The organism is Pseudarthrobacter raffinosi (assembly GCF_023913735.1).
Lineage (GTDB): Bacteria > Actinomycetota > Actinomycetes > Actinomycetales > Micrococcaceae > Arthrobacter > Arthrobacter raffinosi.
In genome coordinates, this window is sequence record NZ_JAMXBH010000031.1 from 13,778 (window position 1) to 31,192 (window position 17,415).

The following is a 17,415-nucleotide window of genomic DNA, read 5'->3' on the forward strand; positions in this document are numbered from 1 at the left end:
GTCAGCCGCGCAGCGCCTCCGAAACCGCGGCCAGCAGGGAGTTGAACCGGGCGTTGTTGGGGAGGTCGTCAATGAGCATCGCGCGGCCGTCCAGATCACCGAGCGGGACCTGCCAGTTCGGATACAGCGCCTCGGTGGTGCCGGGCTGGTTCTGCACGCGCCGTTCCCCCACCGCATCCACCAGGGCCACGCCGAGAAGGACCGACGGCGTCTGGGCCAGCAGGCGGTGCAGCGCCTCGATGGTGCGTTCCTCGCTGCCGGTGCTGCCGTAGCCACCCTCAGGCAGCAGGCCGCGTTCCCGCAGCAGCCCCATCATCTTTTCGAGCGTGGCCGTGTGCTCCGCCCGCTCTTCCGCCTCGGGGCGTGCCAGGAGGCCCAGCCTGCTGCGAAGAGCCACGTGGTCGCCCGCCAGGTAGCCGGCGGTGGGCGGCAGGTCGTGGGTGTTGACGCTGGCGAGGGCCTGCGTGCGGTACAGCTCCGGCGGCAGGGGTGAATCGCCGTCGTTCTCGAACCAGAGGATGGAGGTGCCCAGGATGCCGCGGGCAGCGAGGTAGTCGCGCACCCACGGCTCGAAGGTTCCCAGGTCCTCGCCGATCACCACGGCGCCGGCACGCTGGGCCTCCAGTGCCAGGATACCGATCAGTGCTTCGTGGTCGTACGTGACATAGGCGCCGTCGCGCGGGGAGTTGCCGGCCGGCACCCACCAAAGGCGGAACAGGCCCAGCACGTGGTCCACCCGAATGCCGCCGGCATGCCGGAGTACGGTGGAGAGCATGTTGCGGAACGGCGCGTAGCCGGCCTCCGCCAGGCGGGCTGGATGCCACGGCGGCTGGTTCCAGTCCTGGCCGAGCTGGTTGTACATGTCCGGCGGCGCCCCCACGCTGATCCCGGGCGCCAGGACACCGCGGAGGGTCCAGGCGTCGGCGCTGCTGAGGTCCACGCCCACGGCAAGATCGTGCACCACGCCCAGCCGCATCCCCGCCCGGCGCGCCGCCTGCTGCGCGTTCTCAAGCTGCTCATCACAGATCCACTGGAGCCAGCGGTGGAACCCGATCCGGTCCGCAAGCTTCCGGCGCAGTGACTCCGCTTCAGGGGATCCCAGCGCGCAGTCCGGGTCGGCCCACAGCGGATGGTCCGGTGCCAGGTCTTCCCGGATGGCGGACCACAGCGCAAAGTCATCCAGCCCGGAGCCGGAGATCCGGCAGAATTCGTCGAACGCTGCCTGCCGCGCCGGCGAGCGCCGGGCGTGATACAGGAGTTCCAGGGCCTGGAGCTTGGCGGCGTACACGGCGTTCCGGTCCAGCCGTTCCCCGTCCTTGTTCAGGACCTGGACCTGCTCCTGCAGGCTGTCCACCGCTGCGCGCTTACGCAGCTTCAGGTAGGCGATTTCCGGGATGGCCTCCACCCGGATGTACAGCGGGTTGAAGAAGCGCCGCGTGGACGGCGAGTAGGGCGAGGGCTGGACCGGCGGCACGGGTTCCGCGGCGTGCAGTGGGTTGACCAGCACGTAGTCCGCGCCACGGGCGCCGCTGAGTGTGGCCAGGTCCGCGAGGTCGGCGAAGTCGCCGATCCCCCAGGACCGCTTGGACCGCACGGAATAGAGCTGGGTTGCCAGGCCCCACCCCCGCCGCTCCACCAAGGAATCGGCGGTGGTAAGCCGCGCCGGAACCACCACCAGCGCGCCCTCGGCTGTGACGCCGTCGGACTCTGCCTGCAGTGTGTGCCAGCCCAACGGCAACCCCTCCGGCACGGCAAACGTGGCCCGGCCGGTGGCCACACCATCCACCTCCTGGGGCGGCACCCAGACGTCCTGCTGGACAGCTTCCACGGGCTCGCCCGTACCGGCCTCGAGCACAACTGTCAGACGCGCTGTCGAACCGTCCCGGACGTGGACGGGAACCAGTGCGGTTTGGCCCTGCTGGACCACGACGGCGGGCGGCAGCATCCGCCGCCACGGCGCCACTTCCGCCTCGGCCAAGGCAGTTTCGATCAGTTGGTTCGTGTGGGCGGGGACGCCCAGCGCCGCCAGAACCTTGGTCAGGGTCTCCGGGGCGACGCTGTGCGGCAGCCCGTCCCAGCCGTGGAACGAGGTGCCCACGCCGTGAACGTCGGCGAGGCGTTGGAGCAGGTGCCGGTCCACGGGCTCATGACCGGCGGCATCACCATAGCCCGGTGGAACCGGTGTGCCGAAAATTTGAGCGTGCTGCTGGTCTGGAGCCTTCATGGATGTCCGCCTCGTCTGGTGTGATGGGCCCGAACTTACATTGCTTGCTGACGCACGGGAGCAACACGCCCCCGCGCACGACTGTTGCAGCCAACGATAGTCCGGCGGCAGCCCTCAGGGCGCCGAATCCCGGACTATCAGGTCAAAGCCCGCCTCCGCGTGGACCCCGTCTGCCCTCGCTTCCAGCCCGTCAATCCGGTCGATCAGCAACCCGACGGACCGTTCCGCAATCTCATCCATGCCGGGCGACACGGTGGTGAGCGACGGCGAGGCGAACCGTGCCTCGTCGATGTCGTCAAAGCCCGCCACGGCAACGTCCTGGGGCACCTTCACGCCACGGACGAGCAGTTCGTGCATGGCGCCCAGGGCGAGGGCGTCGTTGAGCCCGAAGACGGCGTCGAACGGAATGCCGTGTTCCAGGAGGCCGGCGACGGCGGCTGCTCCCCCGTCGCGGCGCCATTCCCCGGGTGCCACCAGGGCCGGGTCAAACGGGACACCGGAGTCCTCCAGTGCGCTCCGATAACCGTTGAGTCGCAGGCCGGCCGAGCCCGCTGATTCGCCAGGATGGGCGCCGAGCACGGCAATACGACGGCGGCCTCCGGCCAGCAGGTGGGCGGTGAGGGCCTGGGCGGCGTCCTGGTTTCTCATGGTGACCAGATCCAGCCGGGGAAACCTGAATGTGCTCGCCGAGCAGCACCACCGGCTTGCTGCCGCGGTGGGAGGCGACGGCATCGGCCCTCATGACGAGTGGCGTGAACAGGAGTCCGTCGGTCAGCTGCCGCAGCGGACCCTGCAGGGCACCGAGTTCGTTGGCTTCCAGGGCGCCGGACTTCCACCAGCACGCGGTAGCCGCGCCGCTCCGCCGCCGCCATCACCCTTGAGGCCAGCTCTGCGTAGTACGGCGCCGCGAGGTCGGACAGCACCAGGCCCAGCATGTGGGTCTTCCCGGAGCGCAGGCTGCGAGCTGTCAGGTTCGCCTCGTAGCCCAGTGCGGCAATGGCATCCTGGACCCGTTGCCTGGTGGCCGGCCGGATGAACTCGTAGTCGTTGAGCACGTTCGACACGGTCTTCAACGACACCCCGGCGACGCGCGCCACATCGTTCATGGTCACTGCCATGAGCGGTCAGCCTTTGGCAGCCTTGGCCGCCGCCTTTGCTGCCTGCTTGCTGGCCCGCACCTTGGCGAGCGATTCGGGACTCACGATGTCGGCAACCGAAAGGAAGGCATCCTCCTCGCCGTAGTGGCCGGCGGCCTCGCGCCAGCCGGGTGCGTTCAGCCCGCGCTGCTTCCCCAGGAGCGCAAGGAATATCTTTGCCTTCTGCTCCCCGAATCCTGGCAGTGCCTGCAGGCGGCGCAGCACCTCCGGGCCGTCCGGGTCGCCCTTGGTCCAGATCAGCGTCGCGTCGCCGTCCCAGTCATGCTGCACCGTCTCGGCGAGCGCCTGGACACGTCCCGCCATCGAGCCGGGGAACCGGTGCACCGCCGGCCGTTCCTTGAACACGTCGACGAAAGCCTGAGGTTCGTACGCGGCCACCGCGGCCGGGGCGATGGACCCGATCCGGGCCCGGATCTTCTCCGGCCCGGCAAAGGCGGATTCCATGGTTACCTGCTGGTCCAGCAGCATGCCTGTCAGCAGCGCAAACGCGTCATCGGTCAGCAGTTGGTCGGCGGCCGGGTCACCGGTGATATGCAGTTCCATGGCCCTCATCTTTCCACCTCCCGCGGCCTGCGTCATGACCTGGAGTTTTTGTCCATGTAATGGGACTTCGCCAGTCGTTTTGCGCATTACGTGGACAAAAACTCGGTATCCGGACACGAAGTTGCCGCCCGGTACCGGACCGTGAAAACACCGAGTTCGCGGGTCAGTTCCAGGTGTTCGACGAAGGCGCCGAAACTCCGTCGCCGGAGGGGTCCGACGCTGAACGCCGGCTCATGGTGATCGTGCCGGCGGAGGAGAACTCATCAGCGCGGAGTTGAATAGTTCTTCCGAAAAACCAAGTACTACCTAATTTGAAAAACAAGTACCGATTACGCGGTTGCCGGGGGCCCTGCCAGAACTAAGTTCGACTAATGAGTTAAGACTCGCAAACCGCACTGGTTTGGATGTCTCACTAGGGGGTTGTGGGAAGGATGAATACACGACTCGGCAGCCGCGTTTTCCCGCTCCAAGGGGTCCGGGAAATAAGCGGGGCCGGCGACGAGGAGGTCTTAGAGACCAAGGCCTCTCCCCCAGCCGTCGCCGGCCCTTTGTCCTCCACGCTTCACATTCATCAAACGCTTCCAATCAGTTCCTGGTGTGCCGGCGGGAGGCGAAGGTGAAGTATTCCCGATCCGAGGCTTCCCAGGCACACGCGTCGGCGGGCAGGAGGCCAGCGCCCGCTCATCCGGCCCAACACACCACCCAGCATGCAGCCCCGCATCCGGGGCCGGCGGCAATCCCGGACCGCAGGCCCATCCCGGCACCGGGCGATCGTCCTGGCGGCGAACCGGCAGCCAAGGCGTTCACCATGGGGATGGTCGGCGCCGACGGGCTTATCCCTGACTTGGTCACCGGCTCGAAGGACCTGTCTGACTCCCTGGAGATCCTGGCCCACCTGGGAGCCGCCACGCTGAGCCGGCTCGCCGGCGTTCCCATCGAATGCGCCCTGGTCATGAGCCGGGCCAAACGCTCCAGAACCACCGCTGGAACGGGCACGCGGACCGCGACGTTGGCCCGGTTGGAAAAGGAAGTCGGCGAAGGCCCCCTGACCGAAGCCCTCACCGGCTCAGGGACCGCGGCCATGAACCACGTGGCCTCCGACTTCCGCTGGGGACGCTACCGGCCGCACTTGCAGGACGCCGGGTTCGACAGCGTCCTGGGCCTGCGGCTTTCCCTGGATGAGGGCACCGAGGCCGCCCTCGCCTTCTTCGCAGCCGGCCCCCAGGCGTTCCCGCTGCACGTCATCGCCGAGGCCCGCAGTTTCACTGACCTCGCGTCCCGCGGCCTCAGGCTGGCCCTTGAGTTGGAGTCGGCCAGCACCAGGGCGTCGGACCTGCAGTCAGCTTTGGAAAGCCGGACGTCCATCGACATTGCCTGCGGTGTCATCATGGCGCAGAACAGGTGCTCCTACAACGACGCAATTGCCATCATCGCCAAGGCATCCAGCCACCGGAACATCAAGCTCCGCAAGGTGGCTGAGGGCATCCTGGCGAACCTGCCAGGCGGAGCACCGGACACGCATTTCGAGCATTAGGCTTCCTCAGGTCATCCACGTTGGCCAATGCCCATGCCCATGCTGGGGTGTACACGAAAGAAGACCAGAGACGAAGTGTCTCTGGTCTTCTGCGTGGGTGGGCCCTGTGGGGATCGAACCCACGACCCACGGATTAAAAGTCCGATGCTCTACCAACTGAGCTAAAGGCCCCAGCCGACGGTCAAACGACCGATCAGCCCAGTCCATTTCTGGACGTAAAATACTTTACCCCACACACGGGGCGGCTTTGGCACGCAGGTTGTCCGCCGCCGTCGTATGTTCCGAATTCCGCACAGCGTCACCGGCGCTGGCAAGGTCCATCCTGGCTGCAAACAGTACTCGATTTCCCGCGCGGCACAGGAGTAGCGTGGGAGCATGAGCGAACAAGCAGGACCCAGTCACTACGGCGGAGCCAACCGGCATCACAAGCCCAAGCCGTTCGCCCCCATCGACTTTGAGCCGTTCGCAGGCGGCCCCGATCCTGCGCGCGTCTCCGAGGCCGCCCACCTCGCCGCCCAGGCACTGGTGCGCCACGGACGCGACAGCGACGATCCCGTCATCACCGAACGCCTGGTCAAGCTGACCGACGAGCAGGGCCTGGAGGCCATCGCGGAGATGTGGGCGGAAAGCCCGGCGCGTTCGCTGCCCGGCGCCCTCTGGCGGCTGTACGCCCTGCGCGCCGCCACCGTCCAGGACCCCGAACGGATCTCCGTGTACTTCCGGGCAGGCAAGGACACCGCGCAGGTTTCCAACGTGGTGGCCGGCGCCGCTGAACCGCCGGGAGCCGAGGAAATGCGGACCATGGCTGACGCCATTCTCTCCGGAGCGTTCGACGGCGAGTTCGACGTCGCGCTGGAACGTTCCGCCGCGTTCTGCCGCGTGGTGGCGCTGGGCCAGGCGACGATCGCCGACGGTGCCGAGCTCGGCAACGAGGCCCACGCAAGCAAGCTCACGCGGAACTCGCACCAGCTCGTGAAGACGGCCGAGGACCTTGAACATGCGGCAAACGCCTGGCGGCTGGGCGAGCTCGACTGAACCACCGGCGCAGGTCTGTCAATGTTGACTTGGGCCAAGCAACGTAGAACACTGAAACTGGTGTCGAGCCGCGAAACCCCCGGGCTTCAACAATTAGCCGCCTAGAGCGGCCTACCGCCGAGAGGCGTATCCGGTTCGGCACCATTTTTCTGCCTGTTTACAGGCCGCGGGCACTGGGCCGGTAGAATCAACATCAGCTGCTGGCCTGCGTCAAGTCACAAGTGGGCGGCCCCCGACCCCTGTACATCCCCGGAGACCGGTATCCCAACGTGAAGCTGCGCCTTTTTCCCCAGGAGCCCGCAGGGCTGACCCTGCTGTCCCAGATGGCCCAGCAAATTGTGCACGCCAGCGCCACCATGGCAGAGATCCTTGGCGTCCCCGCGTCCGAGCACGCAAAACTCGTGGACGACATGCACAACCACGAGGCCACGTCCGCCGAGCTTCACTTCGCCCTGCTCACCCACATGCGCACCAGCTTCGTAAACCCGCTACCCCGCGAAGACATGTACGCACTGTCCCGCTACCTCAACGAGGCCATCGAGAAACTGGATGCCGCCGCCGAGCTGGTGGCCCTGTACAAGCTGGAGCGGTTGCCAAAACGGGCGGCGGACCAGGTGGATGTCATCAGCCGGCAGGCCGAACTCACGGTGGACGCCATGCGCCGGCTGAACAACCTCGATGACCTGGAGGACTACTGGATCGAGATCCTGCGGCTGGCCAAGCGCGCCGAACGGTCGCACCGGGTCTGGGTGGCGGACATGATCCACGAAATGAAGTGGGCGCAGTATTCCCGCCACCGCGACATCGCCAACCAGCTGGTGGAAGTCACCAAGGACATGCGGCGCATTGCCACCCAGGTGGGCAGCATCATCGTCAAGGAATCCTGAGGTGACCGCAGTCATCTTTGCTGCGGTGGTTGTGCTGGCCGCGGGATTTGCCTTCCTGAACGGCTTCAGGGACGCCTCCACGTCCGTTGCGCTGGCTGTCCGCACCCGGGCGCTCACGCCAAGCGTGGCCGTGCTGCTTGCGGCCTTCTTCAACTTCCTGGGCGCCCTGCTCAGCGCCAGCCTGGCGGTAACCATCAGCCAGACCTGGATCAGCCTTCCAGACGGCACCAACGGCCTTAGCATGCTGGTTGCAGGGCTCGCGAGCGCCTGCGTCTGGGGTGTCCTGCTGTGGTGGCGCGGCATCCCGGCGTCCTCCACCCATGCCCTGGTGGGAGGGCTGGGCGGCGCCGGTCTGGCCAGCCTGGCCGTGGGCGGCGCAGGTGTGGGCGCGGTGAACGAGTCGCTGCTGTTCCAGGTGGTCCTGCCGCTGCTCCTGTCGCCACTGGTTGCTTACAGCGGCGCGTTCCTGCTGGTTTTCCCAGTCACGTGGGCGGCACGCTACACCCAGCCCAACGTTGTCAACCAACGCTTCCGCCGCAGCCAGTCCATCGCCGCCGGCGCCGTGGCATTCGGGCACGGCCTGCAGGACGGCCAGCGGATCAGTGCCGTGCTGCTGCTGGCCCTGCTGGCGGCTGGATATTCCGACGGCGGCACTATCCCCATGTGGGTGGCGCTGCTCTCCGCGGTGATGATAACGGTGGGAACGCTTTTCGGCGGCTGGCGGATCTCTCAAACCATCGGCTACAAAATCACCCGGATTGACCCGTTGCGGGGCTCTGTGGCCCAGATCTTCAGCGCGGTGATCCTGTTCGTGGGCGCCATCGGACTGCACTGGCCCGTGTCCACCACCCACATCGTGACGTCCGCCGTGCTGGGCGCAGGCGAGAACCAGAACTTCTCCGTGACCAACCGGAAGCTGGTGATCCGCATTCTGGGGCTGTGGGTCCTGACCCCCGCGGCAACCGCTGCCGGGGCGTTCGTGCTGGCCTTGGCGATGTCACCTTTGGCGGGCTGAGCGCAAGCTTTAAACGCCGCATCGACTGTCCCCACCGGCTCCCTGGCCGAGCTTGCGAGGTTAGGGAGCCGGTGGGGCTTATCCGAAGCGGCCGGAGACGTAGTCCTCGGTGGCTTTCACGTTGGGGTTGTTGAAGATGGTCTGAGTGTTCCCGTATTCGATCAGCTTGCCCGGTTTGCCGGTACCGGCGATGTTGAAGAACGCCGTCTTTTCCGAAACGCGGGCGGCCTGCTGCATGTTGTGGGTCACGATCACCACGGTGTACTGGTCCTTGAGATCGTTGATAAGGTCCTCGATGGCCAGCGTGGAGATCGGGTCCAGCGCGGAGCACGGCTCGTCCATGAGGATCACCTGCGGTTCCACCGCAATGGCACGGGCGATGCAGAGGCGCTGCTGCTGGCCGCCTGACAGGCCGGATCCTGGCTTCTCCAGGCGGTCCTTGACCTCGTTCCAGAGGTTGGCGCTCTGGAGGGACCTCTCTACGAGGACGTCGGCCTCGCCCTTGGAGATCTTCTTGTTGTTCAGCTTTACGCCGGCCAGCACGTTGTCGCGGATGGACATCGTGGGGAACGGGTTGGGCCGCTGGAAGACCATGCCGATCTGCGAACGCACCGTCACGGGGTCCACGCCGGGGCCGTAGAGGTTGTCGCCGTCCATCAGGACTTCGCCTTCGACGCGGGCGCCGGGCAGAACCTCGTGCATGCGGTTCAGGGTGCGCAGGAACGTGGACTTGCCACAGCCTGAGGGACCGATGAAGGCCGTTACGGACTTGGCCTCGATGTTGATGCTGACATCCTCCACGGCCAGAAAATCGCCGTAGTACACGTTCAGGTCTTTGACGTCGATGCGCTTAGACATGGTGTTCCTTCACTTGCTGGGGTACGGATTGAAGTCTAGGGTTTGGCCGCGAGGACCGGAATGGCCTGCTGTAAAAATTTCACCGGCCGGTCTTGGGAGCAAAGGTCCTGGCGACCAGCCGGGCGCCAAGGTTCAGCACCATTACCAGGATGATCAGCACCAGGGCGGCGCCCCAGGCCCGCTGCGAGGACGGGTCCGGGTTCGCCGGCGAGGTGGGGTTCAGGATCTGGGTGTAGATGAACGTGGGTAGCGAGGCCATCCAGCCGCCGAACACGTTGTTGTTGATGCTGGTGGCAAACCCGGCGGTGACCAGGATGGGCGCAGTCTCACCGATAACGCGGGCGATCGCCAAGGTGACGCCGGACGCGATGCCGGAGATCGCCGTCGGGATAACCACCTTGAGGATGGTGCGCCACTTACGCACACCCAACGCGTAGGCCGCTTCGCGCAGTTCGTTGGGGACGATCTTGAGCATTTCCTCGCTGGAACGCACCACTACGGGAATCATCAGGACCGAAAGCGCGACGGCGGCGACGGCACCCGTTTTGGTGCCGGGCCCCACCACGGCGAAGAAGAACGCTGCGGCGAACAGGCCGGCCACGATGGACGGGATGCCCGTCATAACGTCCACAAAGAACGTGATGGCACGGGCCAAACGGCCGTCGTGGCCGTACTCCACCAGGTAAATGGCGCTCAACAGTCCGACGGGCACGGAGATCAAGGTGGCTACCAGCGTGATCTGGATGGTGCCCAACAGGGCGTGGTAGATGCCACCAATAACGGGGGCACCCTCTTCAACGGCCTTATTGTCGTAGACGCCCGTGACGCCGTTCATGGAGCTGGTGAGGAAGCCCGGGGCGATGAGGCCGGGGACTCCGTTGACCAGCACCGTCCAGATCACGGAGATCAGTGGGAGCAGCGCGATCAGGAACGAGCCCACCACTAGGCAGGTGGCCAGCTTGTCCTTGGCTTTGCGTGAGCCTTCCACCGCCGCACTCCAGCCCACCAGGCCGGCAGCGAAGAGGATGGCCGAGACGATGCCCCAGCCAAAGGCATTGAACCCGATCAGTGCCAGGATTGCCGCGCCCACGATGAGCGCGAGTCCCAGGACAACGTACGGCGCGTACTTGGGTAGCTGGCCTTTGGTGAGGGCTGAACGCTTACTGCGCACGGGGGTAAGAGTGGAGGACATTTAGTTGGCTCCCGAGAATTCTTTGTGCCGGGTGATGATCCAGCGGGCAATCATGTTCACGCCTAGGGTGATCACAAACAGGACCAGGCCTGCGGCGATGAGCGTGCTGACCTTCAGGCCGCTCGCTTCGGGAAAGTTCAGGGCGATCTCCGCGGCGATGGTCTGGTTGCCGGACGTGATCAGGCTGGCTGTCAGGGCACCGGAAGAGAGGACCAGGGCAACTGCCATGGTCTCGCCCAGCGCACGGCCCAGGCCCAGCATGACGGCGCTGATGATGCCCGGACGGGCGAACGGCAGGACCGACATTTTGATCATTTCCCAGCGCGTGGCGCCGAGGGCCAGGGCGGCTTCCTCATGTAGCTTGGGCGTCTGCAGGAAGATTTCGCGGCTCAGGGACGTGATGATCGGCAGGACCATCACCGAGAGCACAATGCCCGCGGTCAGGATGGTTTTGCCCGTGGCAGAGGCGGGACCCTGGAAGATGGGCAACCAGCCCATGTTCTCGGCCAGCCAGTTGTAGGCGGGGGAGATTTCCTTGGCAAGGAACGCCGCGCCCCAGGCACCGTAAATCACCGACGGGATGGCGGCCAGGAGGTCCACCACATAGCCAAGGCCGGACGCCAGTCCGCGCGGGGCGAAGTGAGAGATGAACAGGGCCACGCCGATGGCGATGGGTGTCGCGATCACCAGGGCAATGGTGGCCGCAATGAGGGTGCCAATAACGATCGGCCAGATGTAGGCGAAGAAGCCTTCGCCGCCCTGGATCTCGGCGGCCGGGGCGGTGAGCGCCGGAATGGCCTGGACAACAAGGAAGAGTGCCACGCCGAACAAGACGGCGAGGATGAGGCACCCGGCGGTCAGGGCGGCGCCGGAAAAGATCTTATCCCCGGCGCGGCCTGCGCCCTGGGAACTAGTCAGGGGGGTGGCGGTCATTCCAGACCCTTCGGTTGTGGGCGGTGCCTAAATCGAGCTTACAAGCCAAAGTTCCCCGCCCCGCCTTTCGGCGTGGCGGGGAACATGGTTCAGGGACAGGTACTAGGACTTGACCTTGATGGATTCGATGGCCTTGACGGCCTTCTCGGCCAGGGCCGAGGACAGCGGCGCGGACTTGGCAGAATCGGCGGCGGCCTGCTGGCCTTCCTTGGAAACTACATAGTTCTCGAAGGCCTTGACCAGGTCAACGGTCTCCTGCTTGTCATAGGTGGCGCAGACAACGTGGAAGGAGACCAGGACGATCGGGTATGCGCCTTCAATTGTGGTCTTGCGGTCCAGCTTGATGGACAGGTCGTTGGCGGTGCGGCCTTCAACGGGCTTGCCTGCATCAACAGCCTTTGCGGCTGCGTCAGCGGAGATCTTGGTGAAGGACTCGCCAACCTTGATCTGAGCAACGCCGAGCTTGCCGCTGACTGCGGAATCATCTGCGTAAGTCACTGCGCCGGGGGTATCGGTGACGGTCTTGACAACACCGGAGGTTCCCTTGGCGTTCTCGCCCTGCAGGCTTGCAGGCCAAACGCCGGAAGCCTTGTCGGTCCAAACATCCGCAGCAGCAGCCGCAAGGTACTCGGTGAAGTTGGTGGTGGTACCGGAATCGTCAGAGCGGTTCACGGGAGTGACCTTCAGGTCCGGGAGGGAGACTCCCGGGTTCAGGGCGGCGATCGCCGGATCGTTCCAGTTGGCGACCTGGCCACGGAAGATCTTGGCAACGGTAGCTGCGTCAAGCTTCAGCTCGGTGATGCCCGGGAGGTTGAAGGCAACCGCGATCGGGGAAATGTAGACCGGGATGTTGATGGCGCCGTCAGGGCCACAGACGGTCTTGGAGGATGCGAACTCTTCGTCCTTCAGGTAGGCATCCGAGCCGCCGAACTGGGCTGACCCGTCCACGAGCGCCTTGCGGCCAGCGCCGGAGCCATCCGGGGAGTACTGCACGGTGGCGCCGGGGTTGGCGGCGGCGAAGCTGGTCTTCCAGGCGTCCATCGCTGCGCCCTGCGCGGAAGAGCCGATGCCCGTCAGCGTGCCGGTGACCTTGGGGCCGGCGGAAGTCTGGTTGCCTGCAGGCGTGTTGCCCGTGGCGTTATCTGAACCGCAGGCGGTGAGCGCGAGTGCGCCGACTGCGATTACAGCGATAGCCGCGTGGCGGCCGAAACGGAGTGCCTTCACTAGATGTACCCCTTCCAGGGATATTCAGCGGCGGCAGGACCGGAGACGCCCTGCAGCGCGATGCGTACGTTTTGTACCTTCAACGAAGGTATGGGCCGCAGGTAACGGGATGGGCGGCCGCAGATGAACAGGAGATTAACGACGGCAGCATATTGGCTTACAACTGCAGCGTCACCATTGCGCAGGTCACACTTTCGGGCGTAGGTGCCGGGCCGGCAAATAGACTGGAGGGCATGGCCGCAGCAGCAGGATTCTCAGCAAGCAGGCGTTTCCTGCGCGGACGCATCCGGACCGGCCTGGTCCGGAGCCGGAATTCCCTGGTTCCCGCCGTCCAGATGACCGCGTGCGCGGTGGGGGCGTATGCCTTCGCCGAGTACGTCCTGGGGCACTCCGGACCCCTCTTTGCGGCCACATCGTCACTGATCGCGTTGGGCTTCTCGCGTGACCCGCGGCTGCGCCGGGTGATGGAGGTGGGCCTCGGCTGCACCATCGGGATCGCCGTCGGTGATCTGCTGCAGCACTGGCTGGGCAGCGGAATCTGGCAGGCCGCCGTCGTACTTCTGTTCTCCATCCTGCTGGCCCGTTTCCTGGACAGCGGCAACATCTTCACCACGCAGCTGGGCCTGCAATCCTTGCTTGTGGTGCTGTTGCCGGCGCCGGACGGCGGGCCTTTCACGCGCAGCCTGGACGCCGTGGTGGGTGGCCTTTTCGCCCTCCTGGTGACCATCCTGATTCCGAAGGATCCGCGCCGGGAGCCCCGCAAGGATGTCCGGAAGCTGCTCCACGAACTGGCCGAAGTGCTTCGGGAATGCGCCACCGCCCTGACCGAAAGCGACTCCACGCAGGCCTGGCACGCGCTGATCCGCGGCCGGAACTGCCAGCCGCTCGTGGACGCGATGCGCCATTCCCTGCGCGCTTCCGGTGAAGTGGCCACCCTCGCACCGGCCCACCGCCGGCACCGCGACGAGCTGGACCGGCTTGAGAATTCCCTTGACTTCATCGACCTTGCGCTCAGGAACAGCCGCGTCTTCGCACGCCGGCTGACCAGCGCCATCAACCACGCCGCGCTTTCAGACAACGCCACCGCGAACATCGCCGACGTGCTCCAGGAAACCGCGGCCGCGATTGATGAACTGTCGCTCGGCCTGGCGGAAACGCAGGACGGCGTGCGCCGCGCCCATCTTCGGACGGCCCGGCAGGACTTCAGCGAGATCGCGATGAGGCTGCACCCCAAATTGCTGGAGGTCGAGCGGCTTGAGGGTGAGACTGTGGTGATGCTGTTCCGGCCACTCATGGTGGACCTCCTGGAGGCCACCGGCATGGATGCGCGCGAGGCCCGGGACGTGCTGCCGGGGTTGTAGCGCTGTCGCCCAGATGGCACTTCGCGCCAGTCCCGAGGCCTGCCATCGGCATGTGCTGTCATCTCGCGGGTCTTGAGCGTTCCTGTGCGTTCCCCGGCATCACCAGTGGTGCCTGCCCTCCAAATAGGTCAACCCCCCGCGCTGCATGCTGCCCTCTCTCGGGCCAATACTGTCGGTGCCCGCCAGTAGGGTGGAACCCATGGCAACAAAGACTTCCCGGGCGTCCAAAGCGCCGGCTTATAAGTGCGCCGAATGCGGCTGGACCACGGTCAAGTGGGTGGGGCGCTGCGGCGAGTGCCAGGCGTGGGGCACGGTTGAGGAAACCGGCGCCGCCGTAGCGCGTACGACGGCGGCAACCACAGTTCTGGAGCCGGCTCGCCGGATTGCCGAGGTGGATGCCACTACGGCGGCTTTCCTGCCCACCGGCGTGGACGAGCTGGACCGCGTGCTGGGCGGCGGCCTGGTCCCGGGTGCGGTCATCCTGCTGGCCGGTGAACCTGGTGTGGGCAAGTCAACCCTCCTGCTGGATGTCGCGGCCAAGTTCGCCCGCACGGCGCAGGATGTCCTGTATGTCACGGGCGAGGAATCCGCGGCGCAGGTGAAGCTGCGAGCCGAACGGATCGACGCCGTCGCGGATTCCCTGTATCTGTCCGCCGAAACGGACCTGGGGCAGGCACTGGGGCAGGTGGAGAAGATCGAGCCGCGGCTGTTGATTGTGGACTCGGTCCAGACGCTCAGCAGCGCAGACGTCGACGGCAGCGCCGGCGGCGTCTCGCAGATACGTGAGGTTGCGGCGTCCATCATCGCGGCGGCCAAGCGCCGGAACATGACCACGTTGCTGGTGGGGCACGTGACGAAGGACGGGTCAATCGCGGGGCCGCGGCTGCTCGAACACCTGGTGGATGTGGTCTGCCAGTTCGAAGGCGAACGTCATTCCCGGCTCCGGATGCTGCGCGCGGTGAAGAACCGGTACGGGCCCACGGACGACGTCGGCTGTTTTGACCTGAATGAGAACGGCATCGAAGGGCTGACGGACCCTAGTGGGCTGTTCGTCAGCCGCACCAAGGACCCTGTTTCAGGCACCTGCATCACGGTGACCATGGAAGGGCGGCGGCCGCTGCTGGCCGAGGTGCAGTCGCTGCTTGCGGAGAGCGCCAACTCGCAGCCCCGGCGGGCCACCAGCGGCCTGGACAGTTCACGGGTGTCCATGCTCCTGGCGGTGCTGCAGCAGCGTGCCGGCTGCCTGCTGCACAAGGACGATTCCTACGTGGCCACCGTGGGGGGTGTGAAGCTCAGTGAACCTGCCACTGACCTCGCCGTTGCCCTTGCCGTCGCGTCCGCGAAGGCCCGCAAGCCCCTGCCCATCCGGCTGATCGCTTTCGGCGAAGTAGGCCTGGCCGGCGAGGTCCGGCCCGTGCCCGGCATAAACCAGCGCATCCAGGAAGCACACCGTCTGGGCTTCACCCACGCAGTGGTCCCGGCCAGCCACAACGGACCCGGACCCGTGCCACCAGGCTTCTCCGTCCGGGAAGTGGAGCACCTTACGGAGGCGTTGAGCCTGCTGATCGGGTAGGGCAGCCAGGCTTTCACAACGACCTTCAGGCAGCCGGAGGTCATCACGGCTGTGTCTGGGGGACAGACTGATGCATCAAACGCAAGGAAATGGCTCGACGCCGGGCCAGGAACCGCCAAACGACGGTCTTCTCGCAGGGAGGATCGACGCGCTATTCGGGAGCCTTGACGCCCGCGGGCGCGTGGTGTTGAGCCACCTGCCGCTGACGGTGACGGTGGTCCTCATCGTGGCGGCCGCTGCGTTGTTCAGCCCTGAAACCCTCGTGGATGAGCGTTTCAGGCTGGCGCTGCTGGGCCATTCGGTCATCTTCGTTGCGTGTGCGGCTATCCCATGGGGCAGGCTGCCGGCCAGCGTGTTGAGTGTGATTCCGGTCCTGGATTGCCTTGCCATTGGCTTTACGAGGGAAGCCGGCGGGCCAAGCTTCAATGTCTTGAGCCTGATGCTCGTCTTCCCCGTGATCTGGCTGTCCGTGGGCCGCCAGCGCAGCAGGGTGCTCCTCGCTGTCCTGGGGGTCGTGCTCAGTACCGTCATCCCGGCCGCGGCCCTCGGCTCCCCGCCCACCCAGGGGTCGATGATCCGGACCGTCTTCCTGCCGTTGGTGATGGCCGCAATCGCCGTCTCCGCGCATATCGTCTCAGGAACACTCCACCGGCAGCGCAAAGCGCTGCTGCGGAAAGACCAGGCCCTGGCGGAAACGCTTGCTGAGAGTGTGGACCGCCAGCGGCTCCTGGACGCCGTGCTGGTGGCGGTGGGAGTGGGCGTCTGGGTGGTGGACAAGGACGGAAACAATGTCCTGATCAACCGGGCCATGCGCGATGATCCGACGTTGGCCCGACTGACCGAAGCGGAGAGCACTACCACCCTGCTGCTCAGCGACCGGGCGACGCCGGTGCCTTCCGGCGGGCTCCCCGCTGCCCGAGTTGCCCGGGGCGATATGTTCACGGACGAGCTGATCTGGGCAGGCGATGAAAAGGACCAGCGCGCCTTTCCGTCAGCGCGCACGCCATTTGCTCCAGGGACGGAGCGCGCAGCGGCGGTGTCATAACGTTGGTGGACGTGACAGCCCTGATCACAGCGCTCGCCGCGAAGGACGACTTCGTTGGCACCGTCTCCCACGAGCTGCGAACGCCCCTGACGTCCATTCTCGGCTACCTCGAACTCGTTCTGGAGGAACCCGGGCATGAAGGGATCGAAGCCGAACTGCAGGTGGTACACCGGAACGCGACGCAGCTGTTGGGCCTGGTGAACGATCTGATTGCGGTGGCCTCTGAACATGTGGACCTTTCGCTGCAGGAGGCCGACCTCGCCCGGCTCCTCGCCGACGTCGTCGATTTCACGCTCCCCCAGGCCGCCAACAGGGGCCTTGAACTGGTCCTGGAGGTGGAGCCGTCGCTCACCGCCCGGATGGACATCCCGCGGATCCGCCAGGTGGTCAGCAACCTGCTCTCCAACGCGATCAAATACTCTCCCGACGGCGGCCGCATCACCGCCCGGGCGCACCGCACCGGCACGGACCTCGTCTGCTCGATCACCGATCCCGGCGTCGGCATGAGCCCGGAAGACCAGGAGCAGGCGTTCACCAAATTCTTCCGCTCCGCGCGGTCCCGCGAAACGGCCATCCCCGGGGCGGGCCTGGGGCTCCCCATCAGCAAGACCATCGTCGAGGGCCACGGCGGTTCCATGAGCCTGACCAGCGCTCCGGGCGCAGGCACCACGGCGACATTCGTCCTGCCGGCGTCCTGAACGACAGTTCTCAGGGCTGGAGCACTGCGCCTGCCGGTTGGAAGTTGAGGAGTACTTTTCCTGATGTGGCGGAGTTCCTGGCTGTTTCGAAGGCTTCCAGGCCTTGGCTGAGGGGGTATTCGTGGGTGATGACGGG

At 65.9% G+C, this 17,415-nt stretch carries 14 protein-coding genes, 1 tRNA gene and 2 pseudogenes; 8 read left to right on the top strand and 9 right to left on the bottom strand.

Going from position 1 to position 17,415, the window contains the following annotated elements:
• Window position 1 precedes the first annotated feature (1 nt).
• From malQ to NG698_RS20500, 3 genes and pseudogenes are all read right to left on the bottom strand, one after another.
• Window positions 2–2,224: a 4-alpha-glucanotransferase gene (malQ, locus tag NG698_RS20490; protein ID WP_252612039.1), complete on the bottom strand. Its 2,223-nt coding sequence runs from the start codon at window positions 2,222–2,224 to the stop codon at window positions 2–4.
• Between the two features lie 114 nt (window positions 2,225–2,338).
• A pseudogene (locus NG698_RS20495) lies at window positions 2,339–3,342 on the bottom strand (LacI family DNA-binding transcriptional regulator).
• Between the two features lie 6 nt (window positions 3,343–3,348).
• Window positions 3,349–3,933, bottom strand: coding sequence for an HhH-GPD-type base excision DNA repair protein (locus NG698_RS20500; protein WP_252612048.1), 585 nt, complete (start codon window positions 3,931–3,933; stop codon window positions 3,349–3,351).
• 607 nt (window positions 3,934–4,540) lie between these two features.
• On the opposite strand from NG698_RS20500, the gene NG698_RS20505 reads away from it, so the two are divergent.
• Window positions 4,541–5,458 carry an ANTAR domain-containing protein gene (locus tag NG698_RS20505; protein WP_252612041.1) on the top strand — a complete coding sequence of 306 codons (918 nt, stop codon included), beginning with the start codon at window positions 4,541–4,543 and terminating at the stop codon, window positions 5,456–5,458.
• A gap of 98 nt (window positions 5,459–5,556) precedes the next feature.
• Here NG698_RS20505 and NG698_RS20510 read toward each other — a convergent pair.
• A tRNA-Lys gene (locus NG698_RS20510) sits at window positions 5,557–5,629 on the bottom strand.
• Between the two features lie 204 nt (window positions 5,630–5,833).
• On the opposite strand from NG698_RS20510, the gene NG698_RS20515 reads away from it, so the two are divergent.
• The 3 genes from NG698_RS20515 (at window position 5,834) to NG698_RS20525 (ending at window position 8,395) form a co-directional block, all read left to right on the top strand.
• Entirely contained in the window at window positions 5,834–6,493 is a 660-nt protein-coding gene (locus NG698_RS20515; RefSeq protein WP_056347859.1) for a hypothetical protein, read from the top strand.
• A 269-nt stretch (window positions 6,494–6,762) separates the two neighbouring features.
• Window positions 6,763–7,380, top strand: a complete 618-nt coding sequence (locus NG698_RS20520) for a DUF47 domain-containing protein (protein WP_252602466.1) — start codon at window positions 6,763–6,765, stop codon at window positions 7,378–7,380.
• Between the two features lies 1 nt (window position 7,381).
• Window positions 7,382–8,395: an inorganic phosphate transporter gene (locus tag NG698_RS20525; protein WP_252602467.1), complete on the top strand. Its 1,014-nt coding sequence runs from the start codon at window positions 7,382–7,384 to the stop codon at window positions 8,393–8,395.
• Between the two features lie 78 nt (window positions 8,396–8,473).
• On the opposite strand, the gene pstB is transcribed toward NG698_RS20525, so the two are convergent.
• From pstB to pstS, 4 genes are all read right to left on the bottom strand, one after another.
• On the bottom strand, window positions 8,474–9,253 hold the full coding sequence (gene pstB / locus NG698_RS20530; protein ID WP_058930354.1) for a phosphate ABC transporter ATP-binding protein PstB: 780 nt from the start codon (window positions 9,251–9,253) through the stop codon (window positions 8,474–8,476).
• A 79-nt stretch (window positions 9,254–9,332) separates the two neighbouring features.
• Window positions 9,333–10,445 (bottom strand): phosphate ABC transporter permease PstA, encoded by a 1,113-nt coding sequence (gene pstA, locus NG698_RS20535; protein ID WP_252602468.1) that lies wholly within the window; start codon window positions 10,443–10,445, stop codon window positions 9,333–9,335.
• A complete protein-coding gene (pstC, locus tag NG698_RS20540) occupies window positions 10,446–11,378 on the bottom strand; it encodes a phosphate ABC transporter permease subunit PstC (protein WP_104063028.1) in 933 nt (310 codons plus the stop codon).
• 102 nt (window positions 11,379–11,480) lie between these two features.
• Window positions 11,481–12,602, bottom strand: coding sequence for a phosphate ABC transporter substrate-binding protein PstS (pstS, locus tag NG698_RS20545; protein WP_252612042.1), 1,122 nt, complete (start codon window positions 12,600–12,602; stop codon window positions 11,481–11,483).
• 233 nt (window positions 12,603–12,835) lie between these two features.
• Here pstS and NG698_RS20550 point away from each other — a divergent pair, with 233 nt between their 5' ends.
• From NG698_RS20550 to NG698_RS20565, 4 genes are all read left to right on the top strand, one after another.
• Entirely contained in the window at window positions 12,836–13,963 is a 1,128-nt protein-coding gene (locus tag NG698_RS20550) for an FUSC family protein (RefSeq protein WP_104063030.1), read from the top strand.
• Between the two features lie 199 nt (window positions 13,964–14,162).
• Window positions 14,163–15,536 carry a DNA repair protein RadA gene (radA, locus tag NG698_RS20555; protein WP_252602469.1) on the top strand — a complete coding sequence of 458 codons (1,374 nt, stop codon included), beginning with the start codon at window positions 14,163–14,165 and terminating at the stop codon, window positions 15,534–15,536.
• A gap of 70 nt (window positions 15,537–15,606) precedes the next feature.
• Window positions 15,607–16,581, top strand: a complete 975-nt coding sequence (locus NG698_RS20560; RefSeq protein ID WP_252612044.1) for a hypothetical protein — start codon at window positions 15,607–15,609, stop codon at window positions 16,579–16,581.
• A gap of 11 nt (window positions 16,582–16,592) precedes the next feature.
• Window positions 16,593–17,279: a sensor histidine kinase gene (locus NG698_RS20565; RefSeq protein WP_252612046.1), complete on the top strand. Its 687-nt coding sequence runs from the start codon at window positions 16,593–16,595 to the stop codon at window positions 17,277–17,279.
• Window positions 17,280–17,289: 10 nt separating this feature from the next.
• Here the strand turns inward: NG698_RS20565 and NG698_RS20570 are convergent.
• Window positions 17,290–17,415 (bottom strand): annotated as a pseudogene (locus tag NG698_RS20570) (L-idonate 5-dehydrogenase); the annotation flags it as partial.

Bases quoted from the DNA above. Each gene is read 5' to 3' on its own strand.
- malQ (WP_252612039.1), bottom strand. From the start codon at position 2,224: ATGAAGGCTCCAGACCAGCAGCACGCTCAAATTTTCGGCACACCGGTT.
- NG698_RS20500 (WP_252612048.1), bottom strand. From the start codon at position 3,933: ATGAGGGCCATGGAACTGCATATCACCGGTGACCCGGCCGCCGACCAA.
- NG698_RS20515 (WP_056347859.1), top strand. From the start codon at position 5,834: ATGAGCGAACAAGCAGGACCCAGTCACTACGGCGGAGCCAACCGGCAT.
- pstB (WP_058930354.1), bottom strand. From the start codon at position 9,253: ATGTCTAAGCGCATCGACGTCAAAGACCTGAACGTGTACTACGGCGAT.
- pstA (WP_252602468.1), bottom strand. From the start codon at position 10,445: ATGTCCTCCACTCTTACCCCCGTGCGCAGTAAGCGTTCAGCCCTCACC.
- pstC (WP_104063028.1), bottom strand. From the start codon at position 11,378: ATGACCGCCACCCCCCTGACTAGTTCCCAGGGCGCAGGCCGCGCCGGG.
- NG698_RS20550 (WP_104063030.1), top strand. From the start codon at position 12,836: ATGGCCGCAGCAGCAGGATTCTCAGCAAGCAGGCGTTTCCTGCGCGGA.
- radA (WP_252602469.1), top strand. From the start codon at position 14,163: ATGGCAACAAAGACTTCCCGGGCGTCCAAAGCGCCGGCTTATAAGTGC.
- NG698_RS20560 (WP_252612044.1), top strand. From the start codon at position 15,607: ATGCATCAAACGCAAGGAAATGGCTCGACGCCGGGCCAGGAACCGCCA.